This is a genomic window from Phycisphaerales bacterium (genome assembly GCA_029268515.1).
Classification (GTDB): domain Bacteria; phylum Planctomycetota; class Phycisphaerae; order Phycisphaerales; family SM1A02; genus JAQWNP01.
Genome location: JAQWNP010000006.1, coordinates 166,903 through 185,367 on the forward strand (window position 1 = coordinate 166,903; position 18,465 = coordinate 185,367).

14 protein-coding genes are annotated in these 18,465 nt (G+C 49.2%); 7 read left to right on the plus strand and 7 right to left on the minus strand.

All coding sequences use genetic code 11. The annotated features are described in order from the left end of the window. The first annotated feature begins 274 nt into the window (after nucleotides 1-274). The 4 genes from metK (at nucleotide 275) to P8J86_03610 (ending at nucleotide 4,396) form a co-directional block, all read left to right on the plus strand. Nucleotides 275-1,489, plus strand: a complete 1,215-nt coding sequence (gene metK, locus P8J86_03595; GenBank protein ID MDG2053770.1) for a methionine adenosyltransferase — start codon at nucleotides 275-277, stop codon at nucleotides 1,487-1,489. After that, nucleotides 1,476-2,846, plus strand: coding sequence for a transcription antitermination factor NusB (locus P8J86_03600; GenBank protein ID MDG2053771.1), 1,371 nt, complete (start codon nucleotides 1,476-1,478; stop codon nucleotides 2,844-2,846). The genes metK and P8J86_03600 overlap by 14 nt, the downstream gene beginning before the upstream one ends. A 92-nt stretch (nucleotides 2,847-2,938) precedes the next feature. Beyond that, on the plus strand, nucleotides 2,939-3,397 hold the full coding sequence (locus P8J86_03605; GenBank protein ID MDG2053772.1) for a PTS sugar transporter subunit IIA: 459 nt from the start codon (nucleotides 2,939-2,941) through the stop codon (nucleotides 3,395-3,397). Nucleotides 3,398-3,433: 36 nt separating this feature from the next. Further along, on the plus strand, nucleotides 3,434-4,396 hold the full coding sequence (locus P8J86_03610; GenBank protein MDG2053773.1) for a class I SAM-dependent methyltransferase: 963 nt from the start codon (nucleotides 3,434-3,436) through the stop codon (nucleotides 4,394-4,396). A 60-nt stretch (nucleotides 4,397-4,456) separates the two neighbouring features. Here the strand turns inward: P8J86_03610 and P8J86_03615 are convergent, their stop codons facing one another. The 3 genes from P8J86_03615 to ndk form a co-directional block, all read right to left on the minus strand. Beyond that, nucleotides 4,457-6,652: a 4Fe-4S binding protein gene (locus tag P8J86_03615; GenBank protein ID MDG2053774.1), complete on the minus strand. Its 2,196-nt coding sequence runs from the start codon at nucleotides 6,650-6,652 to the stop codon at nucleotides 4,457-4,459. Between the two features lie 79 nt (nucleotides 6,653-6,731). Then, nucleotides 6,732-7,784: a sigma-70 family RNA polymerase sigma factor gene (locus tag P8J86_03620; GenBank protein MDG2053775.1), complete on the minus strand. Its 1,053-nt coding sequence runs from the start codon at nucleotides 7,782-7,784 to the stop codon at nucleotides 6,732-6,734. Nucleotides 7,785-8,265: 481 nt separating this feature from the next. Then, on the minus strand, nucleotides 8,266-8,736 hold the full coding sequence (gene ndk / locus P8J86_03625; GenBank protein MDG2053776.1) for a nucleoside-diphosphate kinase: 471 nt from the start codon (nucleotides 8,734-8,736) through the stop codon (nucleotides 8,266-8,268). A gap of 231 nt (nucleotides 8,737-8,967) precedes the next feature. Here ndk and P8J86_03630 point away from each other — a divergent pair, with 231 nt between their 5' ends. Further along, nucleotides 8,968-10,977, plus strand: a complete 2,010-nt coding sequence (locus P8J86_03630; protein MDG2053777.1) for a DNA topoisomerase VI subunit B — start codon at nucleotides 8,968-8,970, stop codon at nucleotides 10,975-10,977. A 27-nt stretch (nucleotides 10,978-11,004) separates the two neighbouring features. Further along, nucleotides 11,005-12,198: a DNA topoisomerase IV subunit A gene (locus P8J86_03635; protein ID MDG2053778.1), complete on the plus strand. Its 1,194-nt coding sequence runs from the start codon at nucleotides 11,005-11,007 to the stop codon at nucleotides 12,196-12,198. Nucleotides 12,199-12,210: 12 nt separating this feature from the next. Here the strand turns inward: P8J86_03635 and P8J86_03640 are convergent, their stop codons facing one another. The 4 genes from P8J86_03640 to P8J86_03655 all read right to left on the minus strand — a co-directional run bounded on the left by P8J86_03640 (nucleotide 12,211) and on the right by P8J86_03655 (nucleotide 17,284). Continuing rightward, nucleotides 12,211-13,038 (minus strand): ATP-binding protein, encoded by an 828-nt coding sequence (locus P8J86_03640; protein ID MDG2053779.1) that lies wholly within the window; start codon nucleotides 13,036-13,038, stop codon nucleotides 12,211-12,213. Between the two features lie 64 nt (nucleotides 13,039-13,102). Beyond that, nucleotides 13,103-15,259 (minus strand): polyribonucleotide nucleotidyltransferase, encoded by a 2,157-nt coding sequence (gene pnp / locus P8J86_03645; GenBank protein ID MDG2053780.1) that lies wholly within the window; start codon nucleotides 15,257-15,259, stop codon nucleotides 13,103-13,105. 212 nt (nucleotides 15,260-15,471) lie between these two features. Continuing rightward, entirely contained in the window at nucleotides 15,472-15,741 is a 270-nt protein-coding gene (gene rpsO, locus P8J86_03650; protein ID MDG2053781.1) for a 30S ribosomal protein S15, read from the minus strand. Between the two features lie 211 nt (nucleotides 15,742-15,952). Continuing rightward, nucleotides 15,953-17,284: a pyridoxal phosphate-dependent aminotransferase gene (locus tag P8J86_03655; protein ID MDG2053782.1), complete on the minus strand. Its 1,332-nt coding sequence runs from the start codon at nucleotides 17,282-17,284 to the stop codon at nucleotides 15,953-15,955. Nucleotides 17,285-17,377: 93 nt separating this feature from the next. On the opposite strand from P8J86_03655, the gene prfB reads away from it, so the two are divergent. After that, the gene (gene prfB, locus P8J86_03660) at nucleotides 17,378-18,460 is read left to right on the plus strand and encodes a peptide chain release factor 2 (protein ID MDG2053783.1); all 1,083 of its coding nucleotides are present in this window, start codon (nucleotides 17,378-17,380) and stop codon (nucleotides 18,458-18,460) included. Nucleotides 18,461-18,465: the final 5 nt, after the last annotated feature.

Genomic DNA, 18,465 nt, shown 5'->3' on the forward strand with positions numbered 1-18,465 from the left:
GGCAACGCTTTCTAAGCCCCTAAACCCACTCTGGGCATTCCAAAAAAGAGCTCCCTTTGACATCTTGGAACTCAAACAGGACCTGTCGGATCACCCTACAGTTCCGATTCGATAGATTCCTTACGATCCTTGTTCCGTCTAGAATAGAGAGTTACAATTTCGGCTTATCCACTTATCCGGATCATCGCTGGCGAGACGAGGGGTAAGGGCTCGAAAAAGGCCAAAATGAGCAAGTCTTATGCTCGGCCCTTTAGCACTATTGGAACACAGACCTATGGCTACAGACCACACATTTTTCACTTCCGAATCGGTTTCACAGGGACACCCCGACAAAATGGCCGACCAGATCTCCGACGCTATTTTGGATGATCTACTTCAACAGGATCCGAATTCACGCGTCGCCTGCGAGACGTTAGTCACAACTGGGCTTGCAGTGATTGCTGGTGAAATCTCATCACATGGTTACTGCGACATACCAAAGGTCGTCCGTGAAGTCGTTGACTCTATTGGTTATAACGATCCGGAAATTGGATTCGATGCTGGCAGCTGCGCGGTTTTAGTCTCTATTGATCCACAGTCAGACAATATCAGCCAGGGTGTCGACTCTGATCGTGGCTTGCACAAAGAACAGGGAGCAGGCGATCAAGGGCTCATGTTTGGATTTGCTTGTAGTGAAACTGAATCACTCATGCCACTGACAATTGACTTGTCACACCGCTTAGTGGCTAGACAAGAGCAGGTACGAAACGAAGGCATCATTCCACACCTTCGCCCTGATGCGAAGTCTCAGGTCACCGTTGAGTATGACGGCCTCAAACCTGTAAAAGTACAAACCGTTGTGCTTTCTACACAGCATGGGCCACACTGGTCTGAAAATCAGGACGAACTACGTAGTCAAGTCATTGAACACATCATTAAGCCAACACTTGGAGATTGGTGGCACGACGGTATCACGACGCACATCAATCCAACAGGATGCTTTGAAACAGGTGGGCCTCAGGGTGACTGCGGCCTCACTGGCCGTAAGATCATTGTGGACACCTATGGAGGTCGAGGTCGACATGGTGGCGGCGCTTTTTCTGGCAAAGATCCGTCCAAAGTAGATCGCAGTGGCGCCTACATGGCTCGTTATATTGCCAAGAACATTGTTGCAGCGGACCTCGCTGAAAGTTGTGAAGTACAACTGAGCTACGCCATCGGCGTACCTAATCCCACATCGATCAATGTCAATTGCTATGGCACAGGCAAAGTCTCCGACGCCACGCTGGTAAGCTTGATTGAAGACAACTTTGAACTCACGCCGTATGGGATTATTGAATCACTCGACTTACTTAAACCAATCTATCGTGTGACATCTCACCATGGCCACTTTGGTAGAACTCCAGGGGAAGGTGTTAAGCACAGCTTTACCTGGGAACAAACCGACAAAGCTGAGGCCCTTCGAAACGCTGCAGGCACAACAGTAGGTAAGCCTGTTGGCACGTCCTGATGAATCATCACAGATGATCGGCAATACGGCTCCAACACAGCGTGGGCAATGCGCAAGATCTGTTGCTCTGGCACATATTGTTGAACGACTACAGCAGTATCCGAACCTGCACCCGCAAAAATTAGACGCCACTGGACTGAATCCAAAAGAAGCAGGCCTCGCCCGCGCTATTGATGCGGTGGTCGTTCGATACTGGTCTGCCTTAGTGCGCATCATCGATCAGCACCTGTCTCGCCCATGGGATCAGCTGGATACCAAAGTACAGGGCATTCTATTGTTAGGCGCCGGACAGCTTCTTTACCTCGATCGCATTCCTCCACACGCTGCCATCTACGAGAGCGTCGAACTGACCCGCCGTGGCAAGACCTCAAAAGCTGCCCCATTAGTGAATGCTGTGCTGAGAAAAGTAGAGGCTATTCGGGTTGAACTCACCGACACTCCAAGTATCGATTCACCTTTCCACCTTCTTCGGGGGGATGGCAAAGCATGGGTACTCAGTAAAGAACTATTCGATCAAGATCCACTGAAGAGGCTCGCTCAACAGACAAGTCACCCTTACGACCTTGTCAAAAAGTGGTCCTCCATTTATGACGACCAGTCCACGCGAATGCTGTGTTTACATAGTCTCGTTGAATCACCCACTATTCTTACCGGATTCCATGACGTTCCTCCCAAAATGGTTCCACATCAGATTCCCGGTTTTGCGATCGTTGGTGAACAGCAAAACGAACTGCATAAATTATTAGCAAAGAATGCACACTGGCGTATACAAGACCCTGGCTCAGCCACAACGGTCATGATGACTGAGCAACTCAAACCAAAAATTATATTCGATGCTTGTGCAGGCCGCGGCACAAAGACACGGCAGTTAGCAATGACGCATCCAGATGCGCGTATCATTGCAAGTGATATTGCACCACATCGACTCGCTCAACTTCGTAGGTCTGTTTCTCATTTACCATCGGTTACGGTCATTGACTACAACGATCGGCTCAAATTTGCGAGTCAGGTCGATTTATTGATTTTAGATGTTCCATGCTCAAATACAGGCACGCTTGCGAGGCGACTCGAAGCACGACACCGCTATAACCAACATCATCTCAAAGAACTTGTTGATTTACAGCGGCAGATTGTTGCAGACACCTTCGCTCTTCTGCACCCAAATGGCCATTTACTCTACGCAACCTGCAGCCTATGCCCAGAAGAGAATGAGGACCAGGCTGCCTGGATTTCTAAGCAACACGACCTCAAGGTCCAACAGCACAAATTACATCTTCCCAAGGGCCTCCCTGGCGATCGCCCTTTGGGCTATCAAGATGGAGCCTTTGCGGCCCTATTGAATTACCACGGCCGCTGACTTTCCATAGCGACTCAATTGACTTGCTTTGATATAGTGCTTCGCTTGATCCTTGATGGCAGCCCCCAACAACCAAACCACACAGATTACTAATGAATATTGCAGATCTCATTTCGGCAGACACCATAAAAGCTCCCTTGGAAGCAGAAGACCGACAGGGCGTGATCAATGAACTGGTCGACCTTGTTACGAGCGTGCATGTTTCTTTAGATGGCGAAGCAATTAAGGCTGCTGTCTGGGAACGCGAGCAACAGCGCAGCACAGGTATTGGAGAAGGCCTGGCAATTCCACATGGCCGAATCGCCGGAATTGATCGACTCTTTATGGCTATTGGGCGCCCAATCAAACCCGTTGATTTTGAAGCGCCCGACCAACATCCTGTTGAGTTAGTCATTTTGCTGCTATCTCCACCTGACAACACGCATGATCATATTCAAGCGTTGGGCAAAATCAGTCGCAAGATGTCTGACTCCGTGTTTCGCAACCGCGCCTATACCGCTCAAGACAGTGACGAGCTACATGCGTTGTTCTCTGAACCAGCCAATTGCTAATACGCTAAACAACGACCGTGTGAGAGGGAGTCGCCAATGAGTTTTAAAAATATACTCAAAGGCCTGCGCAATACAGTGCAAGATAAAATCACTTCGCTTCACACAGGAAAAGAAGTCAACACGCTCTACGAGCTACTTTACCAAGCTACCCATGATCTTGATCAAGCAATTGCCATAACAGCAACGCAAACTAAAGATAGTTTTGCTCACCAATGGGAACATCTTAAAGAAGGCCAATACCTTCTCAGTGACCCGTGGTTCAAGAACAACGTCAGTCGTATTTTGAGTGAAGAAGAAATACAAATTGATCCCAAGTGGTTCGCTGGCAAAAATGTTCTTGATGTTGGATGTGGTAATGGGCGATGGTCTTATGGGTTTGCGGAGCTCGGCGCCAACATTACCGCCGTCGATGTCAATGAGGTTGCTATAGAAGAAACTCGACAGGCACTGACGCCGTTTGACGTACAAAAATCATTTTACGTCTCAAGCATTGAAGATTTATCTCATGTCCTTCCACAGAAAAAATATGATTTGGTCTTTTGTTGGGGCGTGCTCCATCACTGCCGACAGTTCAATAAAGGACTTGATGAACTCGTTCGCATGTTGACCTCAAATGGCCTTTTGTACCTCTACCTGTACGGCAGAGAAACCGTGAGCTATCGGGATGACCTTAGGCTTTTTAAACAACGGCTGTATTACAATTCTCTTCCTACCGCTGAGTTGAAATACAAATTTCTACTCAAACATGCCAAAAAAGATCCTTCGAAGGTCCACAACTATCACGATATTTACGCGCCATTAATCAACCGTAGATTTTTGTTCGATGATGTGGAGTCAATGCTAAAACTACGTGGCTTTGAAGATATCACGCAAACGATCAATCACAGTGAAGTCTTTGTTCGTGCCATCCGAAGTCACGCAAATGATTACCAACCATGGCAACTGCCCCGCTACCAGCCTCCGTATTGGTTCGAACACCACGACCACAAAAATACTTAAAGATGAGCCCTGCCGTGTTGGGTGCTTCCATAAGTTGGCAAGCAAAACACGCAATCGGAACTACTGGCCGGCGCGTTCCTGCAAAAACTCGACAACAGCTTTCTGGAAAGCAATGACTGAGGCAACATAGCGCCCTTCTCGTGCTTGCCACATTGCTATTTCTACTTGATAGGCTGATTTTGATTGATTTACTGAGGGACCACTCAAAAGCTTTTCAAGTTGGTCCGCTTTACGAAATGATTCCGCACCTGCTCCTGGTTCCCCAAAGTAAATCTCCATTTGCGCCAGGCGACGAAGCGACTCAACTGGTGCTGGATGCAATCGAGTCACGCGTCGCATTGCATCCAGTGCGGCAGCACCTTGTTCTTGACGGGCCCGCACAATTGAGAGCTGCTCCCAGAAGGCTGGATTTGCAGATGAATTCTCTAGTGCGATTTCAAGTCGATCAGCTGCTTCATCCAATTCACCGGAATAGATAAGAAGCTGAATAAGTTGGCCAGTGATCTGCGCCTTGTAGGGTGATGCCTCTACGGTATTCCGCAGTGTCTCAATCGCCAGTTCGTTTTGTCCTCGTGAAATCTGATATTGCGCCAACGCGCTAGCGATTTCAGAAAACTCCGGCCGTTTCTTGAGAATCTGCTCATTGAAGAGCCAAATTTCATCATTCCGACCCTGCTTTGCTAACACGCGGCCATAGAACTTTATGACTGACTCTGTCGCACGACGTGAGCTTGCCATATCTTCGAGTATTGCTTCCGCTTTATCCCATTGTCCTAACAAACTTGAGACACGAGCTCGACGCATTGCAACAACTGGTAATCGAGAATCAATAAAGCCAATACCACCACTGGCCATTCCAGATGACCATGTCAAATATTGATCCGCCGCTTTCAAATGGGCGAACTCTTCGTCACTTAGTGTCGGTGGATTGAACTGTAATAGTGCCTCGACAGGCGTGTCTACGAAAGACTCGTGATAAGTAGCTCTCATGTCAAAGAAGCGAATAAGACCCAACTGTACTGATAAAGCCAACAAGACTACAGACAGCAAGATAAATACCCCGCCCGTAAACTTGAGCTTCCCCTTATACCTAAGCTTGGCGTGCAAAAAGTTGACGCTTTGATTTCGGAACATTCGCCATGTTTTCCAGAATATAAATATGACTATTGATGCGATACCAACAGCAAGCAACATGGAGACTGTTCCATAGGAACCTCTAAAAATCCAGAATAAGGCGACCATCAATACTGCGAGGCCGAATTCCTCCGCAAGCGTCAGATCATAGTTGCGTTTTATTTTTTTGTTCTTGGGCTTACCCTTTGCGAGAGATGGGCGACCCAATCCAAAATAGAGCGCGTCATTTGGGCAAACACTTACACAGTCCAAACACTTCATGCATCCGGGATCAACAACCATCCCGAATTCTCGCACCTCTTCATGAACACGTACATTTGATGTACATACGGCTGTGCAGTGACCGCACTGCTCACACGAATCTGTAACACGAATACGGCCAATGGCGAGTCGATCTAAGGGGGCGAAAGCCCCACCGTAAGGGCATCCATACGTGCAAAAACCTTTCGCTCCCAAAAAGTAGACTGTTGCAAATCCACACACCACCAGCGTCAGCACACCAATAACAATCCCAGGAAAGGTTTCCCAGAAGTGGCTGGTGGTGAGTTCTATAGAAAATCCAGGCCACGGCAACGCTGAATCACCAACCAATGGAATCCATAAGAATCGATAAACCAGTGGCCAGATGTACATGTACAACACCAGCGCGACTGGTGTGTAAATTAAGAATCGCGTACGAAATGCTTTCGGACGAACCCCAAATCTCTTCATGATCCAACCACAAAGATCTTGGAGTAAAACAAGGTGGCATCCCCACCCGCAAAACCATCGACCTAAGATCAGCGTCGAAAGAAGCGCCCCAATAAAAAAGATTGCCCCAGCGTTGATGATCCCATTACGGGTAAGAGCCATACCTTCGGAAGGCTCAACTGGTGAAATCGTCATGCCGCCAAACCAACCGTAGTGCTGACTGAGCAACCACACGCCAATGTGGAGGAATATGAGTAACTGCACAAACGCCAGCACCACAGCGCGCCTTCGACCACTCTTTGATTTTTTGATGCTTGTTGCCCGCCGAGGCTGAACGACCGGCAAGCCGAGGTCGGTCTGCTTTGCAGATCCACCTCGACCACGCCCTTTGCGGGGCTGAGAATCAGATGCTTCGCTTGAGTGGACCGGCATGGTTATGAGTATCGGCCCGGCAGCTAGTCCAGCATTGGCTCTTGAGGTCCCAAAGGCGGGCTTTCCGTTAATAAAGTCGTCAGTTGTTGCCTGGAAGGCTCATTGACTCATCCTCTGCGATCAAGGGGCCCTCAGTACGCTCATGAAGGATACTCTTGATCTTCTCCAATGCCTTGTTCTGGATCTGCCGAACACGCTCTTTGGTGACACCAATGATCTGACCCACTTGTTCAAGCGTCAGTGGCTTTTGTAGTTCCTTACTATCTAATCCAAATCGATGTTCAACGACCGTCTGCTCAACGCTAGAAAGCGATGCGGCATTGGATCCAACAATATCCTTCACCTCTTCCGCAAGTTCCTTCTCACGAACACCACGAGTGATCTCAAGGTGATTCGATTTTTCTAAGGCCGGATCAAAATCGGTTGGAAAACGTTGGCGATACTTACTGAGCTTCATACCCTGACGGGAGAATGCCTTCAGAATAGCGCGGCACGCATAGGTACTAAATTTAAATCCACGACCACAATCAAATTTATCGACAGAACGAAGCAGTGCCATGTTTCCTTCACTGACAAGATCAGCGAAGTCAACCTCGCTCATTCTCGTGCGCTTCGCCATAGCAAGCACGAGTGCAAGATTGGTCTCAGCAATTTGCTCACGAAAAGATCTCGCCCTGCAATACCAATGAAGCAGACTCTTGACCTGGTCTTCACTTGGTCGACTCGGACCAATCTCATGTTGCAGTTGCGCAACACGATGCCTTGCATAGTTGTACTGCAGAAAAATGACGCGTTCTTCGGCTGCCGTAAGCACAACTGATCCACCAGTATTGCGCTTCTTGTTTGCTGCCGAAAGATCGTCCATTAACGGGCGATACCAGCTTACATCTGGGCGTTCAATGTCAGGTGCATCATCTAAAATTGCCTGTTCAGCACCTTTATCGTAAAACTCCTGCGAGTCGATGTAATCCATCGGCTGGTCTAGAAGTCTTTTTAAGATGTCCTCATCGTTGAGGGTGAGGCCTGTTCGATAGTCCATCTCGAACAATGTCTCAAACTGATCTTGCGACCAACGATCAGAGGCTCGCTGACGCTCCCGAATGCGATCAAATGGTGAAGTGTTGCCTATCATCCGTGCCTTTTCATTAGCTTGAGACCACGCCAGTGGTCACCTCATTACGGCCCCCGGTGAGAGCCAATTCGCGACGCCTGCCCCTAAGGTGGGGCGCCCCTCACAAGTGAGACTCGATCATCGAGCCTCAGGTTCCCTAGAACGGTGCATTTGGGCACCAATCCGCAGAAGTTGGACGATCCAGGACGATGCTTCAAAACTAGCGCAGCCATGGCCCTGTCCGTCTTCTATCCATACGCTCCAGAGGGTTAACGGGTTCAGACCGGGTTTCATTCAAATAATTACGAAAAAGACTCCCAGCAACCCCTAGCACTCCTATATCCCGAGAATGGATTTGAATGACCAGACACAAGAAAGAGTCACTCCTAGCCCAAAAATAGGCTTTTTGCCAGGCCATAGCGGCATCAGATCCGCCAATGAGATATAGATCACTTACTGAGTGATCGCGGTAAAAAAAACGTCTTTGAGGACATTTAGTCGATTATTCTGGGCTACCGCCGGTTAAATCATAGATCCAGCCTTCATGAGCACGCTCAAAATCCAGCACTCCCTCAGTACCGAAAAATAGTGAAAGCTCTTTCTTGGCTGCCTCAGGGCTATCTGAGCCGTGGATCAAATTGAAGCTTCTCGAGAGCCCGAAATCACCACGAATCGTACCTGGATCGGCATCCTGGCCAAATGTGGCACCCATCATTTTGCGGCAAACACCGATCGCCCCAAGTCCCCTGAGTGCAAGCACGAGCACTGGCGAGCTCGTCATAAACCGAACCAGTCCATCATAAAAAGGCTTCCCCTGGTGGTCTTGATAGTGTTGAGCTGCCAGTTCTGGTGTGATCAGCATCAGCTTGGCTCCCACCACTTGAAGGCCTTTGTCCTCAAATCGCGAGATGATGCGTCCCATGAGTCCGCGCTGAACAGCGTCGGGTTTAAGAATGATGAGCGTGGTTTCCATGGTGGGTTCCTCTCTAACGGATAGGTCGATTGCCTCTGGGCGTCTGACGGGGCGGAGAGCATACCCTCTCAGCGGCTGAGACTCCAGTGGGACCCGCTTCTGAGGCGTGATATCCAACGGACCAGGCAAAGAAGAGCCGATCAAGTATGCTGGCCGTTGTCTGGAGGCAGGAGCTTCTTATCTCCTCCTCCTTACGCACAGATTTTCGCGGGCAAGCCAGGGACGGCCACCATGACCACGCTAACACCACTATCAAAGTCCTCTAAATCAATGGCCAAGCAGGAAACTGCCTCAAAGAAAAAGTCATCCTCCCGCTCTAACGCGGAGTCGATGGCTAAACAGCAGCGTGAAATATCTGTCAGTGAGTTCTTTGCAAAGAACCGTCACCTGCTGGGCTTCGATAACCCTCGCAAGGCATTGCTCACAACAATTAAGGAAGCAGTGGATAACGCGCTGGACGCTTGTGAGGAAGCAGGATTTCTGCCCGATCTATTCGTTCAGATTCTTCAAGTCAATGATTCACGTTTCAAGGTGACCGTACGTGATAACGGCCCTGGAATCGTACGATCTCAGATTGATAATGTCTTTGGAAAACTGTTGTACGGATCAAAGTTCCACCGGATGAGAATGTCGCGTGGGCAACAGGGAATCGGTATTTCAGCTGCCGGCATGTATGGCCTGATGACGACGGGTAAACCTGTCACCATTATCTCAAAGACGGGAAAGAAGAAACCTGCTCACGAAGTGCTTCTCAAGATTGACACAAGCAAGAACCGCCCAGAAATTGTGAGTGATACCGAGCACCCAGAGGATGATCATCTATTCAAGGATGGCCATGGTACACAAGTCACAATCGAGCTCGATGGCAAGTACCAAAAGGGCAAACAATCTGTTGATGCGTATCTCGAACAAACTGCCATTGCCAATCCACATGCAAATATCACCTATGTCTCACCTTCCAATGAGACTTTTGAATTTCCTCGGGCGGTCAAAGAACTTCCACCTGAACCAAAGGAAATAAAACCCCACCCAAAAGGAATCGAACTCGGCACTCTTATTCAGATGTTAGAACGCACCAAGTCAACGCAACTTGGGGCCTTCCTACAAAAAGACTTTTGCCGAGTTGGACCTGGCAAGGCGAAAGAGCTTTGCTCTAAAGCCGGCATCACGAACCGCACATGGATCAAGCAGGTTGGACATGAGCAGGCGGAATCGTTGTACCAAGCGATTCAGGACACAAAGATCAGTTCGCCACCAGTTGACTGCTTGGTACCAATTGGATCACGTGCGCTTTTGTCCGGATTACTCAAAGAAGTAGAAGCAGAATTTTTCACTGCGGCAACAAGGCCACCAAGCGTCTACCGCGGCAATCCCTTCCAAATCGAAGTGGCCATGGCTTTTGGCGGCTCCTTACCGACCGAAGAATCGGCTCGGGTTCTTCGATTTGCGAATCGAGTACCACTGCTCTATCAGCAAGCCGGCTGCTGCTCGTTTAAGGCGGCCATTGAAACGAGTTGGCGCAACTATGGCATGAGCCAGTCGAAGAACACGCTGCCATCTGGGCCGATCGTGCTCCTCATTCATATGGCCAGCGTCTGGGTTCCATTTACGAGCGAATCAAAAGAAGCAATTGCAGATTACGACGAAATCCGCAAGGAAATGCGTTTAGCGATTCAAGAATGTGGACGTAAACTGGGCACGTACTTGCGCCGACGCAAGCGCATGCAACACCAAGCTGAAAGACGTGGCATCTTTGCTCGCTACATTGGCGAAATTGCTAAGAGCTGCGAGGCAATAACTGGAACGCCCGCTAAAACCGTTTACGACGCACTTAAGAAGATGGCTGATCATAAAACCGCTGAGGCTGACTTCCAACTCGATCAAGATGGCAATTTTATTGCAGATGATGATGGCCTCGCCGGTGACGACAATGTCGTTGTCCTTGATGCTGATCAGAAAGTCACCGCAGATCAGATTGATACTGATCTCTTCGGAGACCCCGTCAAAGGAAAGTCTCGAGGCGGTAAGAAGTCGGGTAAGAAGTCGGGAAAGAAGACACGAAAGAAGACAAAGAAGAAAACCACCGCCAAAAGTGGCACTAGAACCTTGAAGAAGAAGGCTCGACGGGTCCGCCAGGATGACAAACAAGGAATCCTACTTGGCTCCAAAGCAGGCAAGAAGAAGACAAAGAAAAAACGAATTGTGAAGAAGAAAAAGGTGCGGCGTTCTCGTCGCTCATGACTGACCGTGGCATAGGAATTTGATCCGATGGCGAAGAAGGCAACCACAAAAAAACGAGCAGCGAAAAAGTCGGTGACAAAGAAGTCAGTGACGCGCAAAAAGACCGTCAAGCAATCTGCTGTTACCAAAGACCGTGACGCCAAAACGCTCAAGAGTATTGGATCGATGGCGAATTCGGTGGTCAAAGACAGTCTTTCTCAGACTGATCCATCTGTCGCCATCCCAATGCGAACGATCACGAATATGCGATTCAATAAGCGTCGGCGCATTTTAGAAATGGGCGACGCTTCCCAACAGCGAGCACTTTTTAATACGAGCCAGGCTCGTAAATTTATGCAGACCGTGCTCTTAGCCAAGGGATGCAAGGACCTCATCCAGGCTGACAAAACGCTGAGCCTGCGTGGTATGTACTACATGTCACTTCACACTATTGAGGGCAGCAAAGAAAAAACCTTTGATGATCAAGGTGAATCGGATGGCATCCTTGAGGACCTTGAAGTGTCACTTAATGGCTTACGTGAAGAACTTCATGTCTTTGCAAAAAAACGTGGCACCATGGTTGGCAATATCACTGTTATTGACAATGGCGATGAAATTAACTGCCGTCGCATGGGCACCGGCGGCTATGCCATTCCAAGTATTTGCGAACCCGACATCATTAAGTTTGATAAATGCGAAGCAGACTTCGTGCTCCATGTTGAGAAGGACACTGTCTGGAGTCGCTTTAACGAAGATCGTTTCTGGGAAACTCATAACTGCATTCTGACCGAGGGGTCGGGGCAACCACCACGTGGGGTGAGGCGTCTTCTACACCGCCTCAATCACGAACTTGGATTACCAATCTATTGCCTTTTGGATTGTGACCCCTGGGGTCACTACATCTACAGTGTCATCAAGCAAGGCTCAATCAACCTCGCTTTTGAAAGCAAACGAATGGCTGTGCCTGAAGCCAAGTTCATGGGAATTCGTGCATCTGATTTTGAGCGGTATGACCTATCTGATGATGTCAAGATTGCCTTGAACGATCGTGATATTACGCGAGCCAAACAAATCGCAAATTACCCGTGGTTTGAAGATCGAAAAGACTGGCAAAAAGAGATTAAGCAGATGCTACGAAACGACTTCAAAATGGAAGTCGAATCCTTAATCACGAAAGATATTTCGTATGTCTCTGAGGTCTATGTTCCAGAGCGACTGAAGAAAAAAGACTTCCTAGACTGAAGCAAATGCCATCTAGTTTACGCCTCGACTTGGAAGCGTCACCACGAAGTCTGACCCTCGCCCTTCTTCTGACTTGACTTCCAGTCTGCCGCCATGCTCTTCAATTAATCGCCGAGCTGTTGACAGCCCGAGACCGGTACCGCCTGACTTGTGGGAAACATAAGGCCGAAAGATTTCACTCTTCTTCGTCTCAGAAATACCCGGACCATTATCAATGACGTGTATTTCTAATTCTTTCTCAGCCAAAACAAGTCGCAAAGTAATGGTGCCATCTTGCCGACTTTCATCCGTCGTAATAGCCTGTGTCGCATTGATCATTAGATTCAGAAGCGCCTGTTTGATATGCCCTACATCAAGCATCACATCAACTGATTTCTCGGGCAGCTCAGTCGTCAACTGAATGCCCGCTTGATCACACTGTGGGTGATAAAAATCTTCCAGTTCACGAACGAGCTTCACAAGGTCACACCGCTCTGGCGACAGTCGAATGCGACCAGCAAACTGAAGAAAGTCCGTCAAGATACCTCCGAGTCGCTCGACCTCGCTTCCGAGGGCCGCCACCCGACGCAACAGACGTCCACGCGGAACCTCATCCAGATCTAACTCGGTGATCCCCTCTGAAAGCAACTGGGCATTGAGACCAATTGTGGAAAGTGGATTCTTAATTTCGTGGGCAAGGCCACCTGTCATCGAACCAAGTTCAGCAAGTCGCTCGCTCGCCAATGCACGACGCTCCGCTTCCCGCGCCCTGATCTCTGCTCGCTGTAGCAAGTAGTAGACCAGGGGCAGGCTGCAAAGCAGTCCAAAGACAAATCCGATTGCAAGCCAGATGACGCCCATCGGAATGAGTGCCTCCGAAGGATTCTTACCAATAAATCCTTAACACATAGTCAATGATTGTAACTTACTCGGCCGTCGCTTCCTCAAGTGGCGCCATCGCTGCTTTCCGTGAAAGCTTGATGCGACCATTCGAATCAACATCGATAACCTTAACCTTGACCATATCTCCAACCTTCACCTCGTCGCTTACTGACTTAACGAATCCATCAGCAAGTTCTGAGATGTGGCACATACCGTCAGTGCCATCAACAATTTCGATGAATGCACCAAAGTCCTTGGTGGAAACAACTTTGCCCTCATAGATTGTGCCAACCTTAATCTCTGCGGCCAGTGCTTCTACCTCTGCCTTTGCCTGATCGCCTGCTTCTTTATTTACAGCGGCGATGTGTACGGTGCCATCGTTCTCAATGTCGACAGTCGCGCCAGTTCGCTCCTGAATACTACGGATGGTCTTGCCACCAGGCCCAATGACCTTGCCGATTTTTTCAGGATCGATCGTCATGCTCACAATGCGAGGTGCATGCTCTGATAGTTCACTTCTTGGCGTAGGAATAACGGCCTCAATCTGATCGATGAGCTCAATTCGGCCCTTACGTGCCTGGGCAAAGATGACCTCAATCTCATCAACAAGAAGACCACGTGCTTTCAGATCGAGCTGTATGCCCGTGATTCCTTCACGTGTACCAGAAACTTTGAAGTCCATCTCGCCGAAGAAATCTTCTTCGCCAATGATGTCAGTAATGTGCTTTACAGTTCCAGAGCCACTTGTGAATCGACCAACAGAGATTCCTGCACAAGTCGCTTTGATTGGTACACCGGCATCCATGAGCGCTAAGCAACCGCCACAGACAGATGCCATCGAAGATGAGCCATTGGACTCGGTGATATCACACTTAAGTCGCACGGTGTATGGGAAATCTTCGACATCTGGAAGAATGGCCAGTAGAGATCTCTCCGCCAACGAGCCGTGACCGATCTCACGACGACCAGGTCCCATGATACGACCAGCTTCGCCCACACAGAATGGTGGGAACAGGTAATGCAGGTAGAACTTCTTGGCATACTCAGGCATCAGGCCATCTACAACCTGTTCATCCCGCCCACTGCCAAGTGCACAGGTCACCAATGCCTGCGTTTCGCCACGCTGGAAGAATGATGAACCGTGTGTACGGGGGAAAATACCGACTTCCATCTCGAGGGGTCGAATCTCGTCCATCGCACGACCATCTGCTCGGACGTCTTCTTCAGCAATTAAGCGATGGGCTGTCTTCTTTTCTAGTTGACGGAATGCTTCGCCTGCTTGCTGCTTTTGCTTTTCTTTAGCAATGTGCTCAGTGTACAAGAGGCCATCTGGAATGTTGAAGTGATCATGAAGCATCTGTTTCTTAAGAGTTGAGATTGCTTCCTGGCGATCAGCTTTACCATGAATACGACGAGCTTTTTCCATCGCATCGGCAGCCGCAGCTTTGACCTTCGCTATGACCTCATCATCTGGCAACATTAACTCACCAGCACGCTTCTCAGTTGTGCCAGCTTTCTCCATCAGCTCAATTTGCATTTCTAGAATAGGCTTGATCCCATTCTCATAGCCATAGCTGATTGCTGCCAGCACATCAGCCTCGGGTACCTCGGCGGCACCCACTTCAATCATGTTGATCCCATCTTTATGACCTGAGAGAACCAGATCTAGATCGGAGTACTCCATTTGGGTAGCGCTAGGGTTGATGATTAAGGTCTCACCATCATCGGTCATTACACGACCAACGCGAATCGTAGCGACAGGTCCTTCGAATGGAGCATCAGTCAGACACAGCGCTGCAGATGCAGCTGTACAAGCAAGTACATCAGTATCGTTCTGACCATCATGACTCATGACCCAGGCTTGAATTTGAACCTCATCTACAAAGCCATCAGGAAAGAGTGGGCGGATAGGACGGTCAATCATCCGCATCGTGAGGATCTCTTTTTCATTTGGAGCGCCCTCACGCTTTCTGAAACCGCCTGGGAACTTTCCAGAAGCAGTGTAGTACTCTCGGTAATCACACTGGAGTGGGAAAAAGTCTAGCCCAGGTCGTGGATCTGCTCGCATGGCAGTCGCCATCACAGCAGAATCGCCATAAGACGCAATTACAGCGCCACTCGCCAATCTGGCGATCTTTCCAGTTTCAAATCGCAGCGTTCTGCCGGCGATTTCTCGTTCAATAACAACGTGTTTTTTCATCGATCAACCTCTTTAAAAATCATGGCGGCATTAACGCAGCTTGTGCGCCGAAATGCCTACTTAGGTTAAGTCGCCATGACTACGGAGGCAGAAGACAAACAACAGAATACTGGCGTTTGAAGCTGTGGCTTGTCCACTGCCGCTAAGTCGTCAAGGTCGACTCGCTGAACTGTGAAGACCCCGCAGTGGGATCTGCTATTTCAAAAGATGCTCTACTTTCGTAGTCCAAGTCGCTTGATCAGAGCCTGATAGCGAGAACGGTCGGTACGAGCAAGGTAGCGAAGAAGACGATTTCTTTTGCCAACCATGAGCACTAATCCACGCCGCGAGTGGTGATCATGTTTATGGGTTCGCACATGATCAGTGAGTTCGAGAATTCGTGCCGTGAGAATCGCGATCTGTACATCTGGCGAACCAGTGTCGCCATCATGAAGTTGATAGTCGCGAATCAGCTCTGATTTTTCTTCTGTCGCAATGACCATACTGTTGGTCCATCCTAAAACTGGGCTCTTGCATCTGTTAGACGGGAAAGTGTATCAACCCATCCCCAGAAGTCCACTCCTGGGAGGGAGTGGTCGATAAGCAATGCCGTTGAATGATCTGGCGGAGATAGTCATGCTTCACGCCAAAAGACGGCTTTCTGAGTCATCTAGGGGGACTAGAGCAAGATTTTCCATGGCCTAGCGACACCAATCAGGCAGAACCAATCGCTTTCTGGGAAGGAATCTTGGACAACCATTGCTCGACTCTCTGGCAGCCTTCAACAATTTGCTCAAGGGTCGTAGCGAAACTCAGGCGTACATGGCCCCGGGCAATTTCACCAAAGTCCTCACCTGGAACCACCGCGACAAGTGTCTCTTCGAGAAGAGCACTCGCAAAATCAACCGCTGATTCAATGGGCTTGCCGGCTGGTGAAACCCGGCCAAAGTAGGCACTGATATCAGGGAAGGCATAGAAAGCGCCTGTTGGCTTGGGGCATTGGACTTCTGGCCATTGACAGATCTGCTCGTAAATCACTTGTGCTCGCTCTGCGAAGGCCTCTCGCATCATGGCGACATCTGCATCTGCATCTCGCATTGCAGCTTCCACTGCTGCGTAGGTGAAACTGGTAATGCAGGTATTCATCTGACTCTGAAGTCGAGTCATCGCCTTGGCAAGGCCTCCCTTTTCTCCACCAACAGTGCCAGGAGCACATGTATACCCAATGCGCCATCCAGTCATCGCAAAGCTCTTGCTTAGACCATTGATCGTGATCACACGATCCGCAATCTCAGGAATCGATCCAAAGGAGAGGTGATCAAAACCTCCGTAAAGAAGCTTCTCATAGATCTCATCACTGAGAATAAGTGGTTTCGGATGTGATGCGAGCACCTCAGCAAGGGCTCGAATCTCATCAGGCGTATAGGCTGTGCCACAAGGATTCGATGGCGTATTGAAGATCACCATCGTTGTGTTTTCAGTGATCGCCTCATCAAGTTGTTGTGGGGTGATCTTAAAGTCATTTTCAGTCGATCCTGGGACCTCAACGACCGTACCGCCTGAGAGTTCGATCGAAGGTCTATAACCAACCCATGCTGGTGTCGGCAAAACAACTTCTTGACCACGTCCCATGTCGAGAAGTGCCTGACAAACGAGATAAATTGAATGTTTCCCGCCAGCAGAGATGACGATATCCGAGGCCTGACAATTAATACCATTCTCGCTGCGAAGCTTTTCCGCTATCGCTTCACGAGCTGGGTTGGTGCCTGGCACCGGCTGATATCCAGTAACACCCGCCTGAAGTGACGCAATGGCGGCCTGAGAAATCACCTCTGGTGTTGTAAAGTTAGGTTCCCCTGCCCCAAAACCAATGACGTCCTTCCCTTCGGCCTTTAGTTCCCGGATACGGGCTGTCACCTGCAGAGTGACCGAAGAGGGAATACTCTTTACTCGATTAGATAGATCCATCTCCTTAGAATACCCGATTGCGTTCGATCTTGGACCAGCCAAAAAACCGGCATTGTGTCCATATATATGCTTTGGCATAGCGTCCCCACGGCAGCTCGGGCAGATAGAATAATGGCCAACCCTAATTGGTGAAACAAACAATGCACTTCGAAACCCACCAAACTGTTCTAAATGAGATTGAGGCGCGGATCACAACCCTCCGCGACTCTCTTTGACTACGACGAAAAGATAAAACAACAAGGCCTCCTGCAAACAAAGATGGGTGAGGCTGAATTTTGGGACGACCAGGATTCGGCTCGCTTAGTCATTAATAAGTACAAACTCCTTAAGGCCCAAACAGAAGAGCTCACCGAGGTGCTAAGTACGCTGGATGATGCACAAGTTGGCTTCGAATTAAGCCAAGAGGAATCTGATAAAGAACTCCTTGCAGAAGTCGATCAGCAGCTATTTGATCTTGAGAAAAAAATGCATCGCGTTGAACTGCAGTCACTACTGTCAGGTAAACACGATCATCGAAACTGTTTCTTATCGATTCAATCTCGCGATGGTGGAAACGAAGCTGACGACTGGGCCGCCATGTTGTCGCGTATGTATCTTCATTTCTGGCAGGCCAGAGGCTGGAAAATTGATGAGATCGATAACACACCTGGAAGTGAAGTTGGCATCAGCTCTATTACGTTTCACGTCAAAGTCCCAATGGCATATGGCTATATGAGTTGCGAACGAGGCACACACCGCCTTGCTCGCGTCAGCCCCTTTAATGCCCAAGGAAAAAGACAAACCAGCTTCGCAACCGTAGATGTCATCCCAGAGATGGAGGATGCAGATGTCGACATTGATGAGAATGATCTAGAACTCACCGCGTTTGCACGATCATCAGGCCCTGGCGGCCAGAACGTCAATAAAGTGGCGAGTGCTGTTCGATTGGTCCACAAACCTACGGGCATTATGGTTGTGAGTTCGACGTTTCGTGACCAGGGCCAGAACCGCAAGCAGGCAATGAACATTCTGAGAGCCAAGCTAGAACAGCTGGAAGAAGAAAAGCGCGAGGCTGAGCTCAATGCTGCTACAGGTGGCAAAGTCGACCAGGGATGGGGAACGCAAATCCGGAGCTATGTGTTTTATGACAATCGTGTAAAGGATCACCGGACCGGATTTGAAAATGGAAACCCACAGAGTGTGCTCGACGGCAACCTCGATGGTTTCATTGACGCTGAACTCAAGCGACGGCGCAGCGAAGAAGCCCAGGCGTAGTTTTC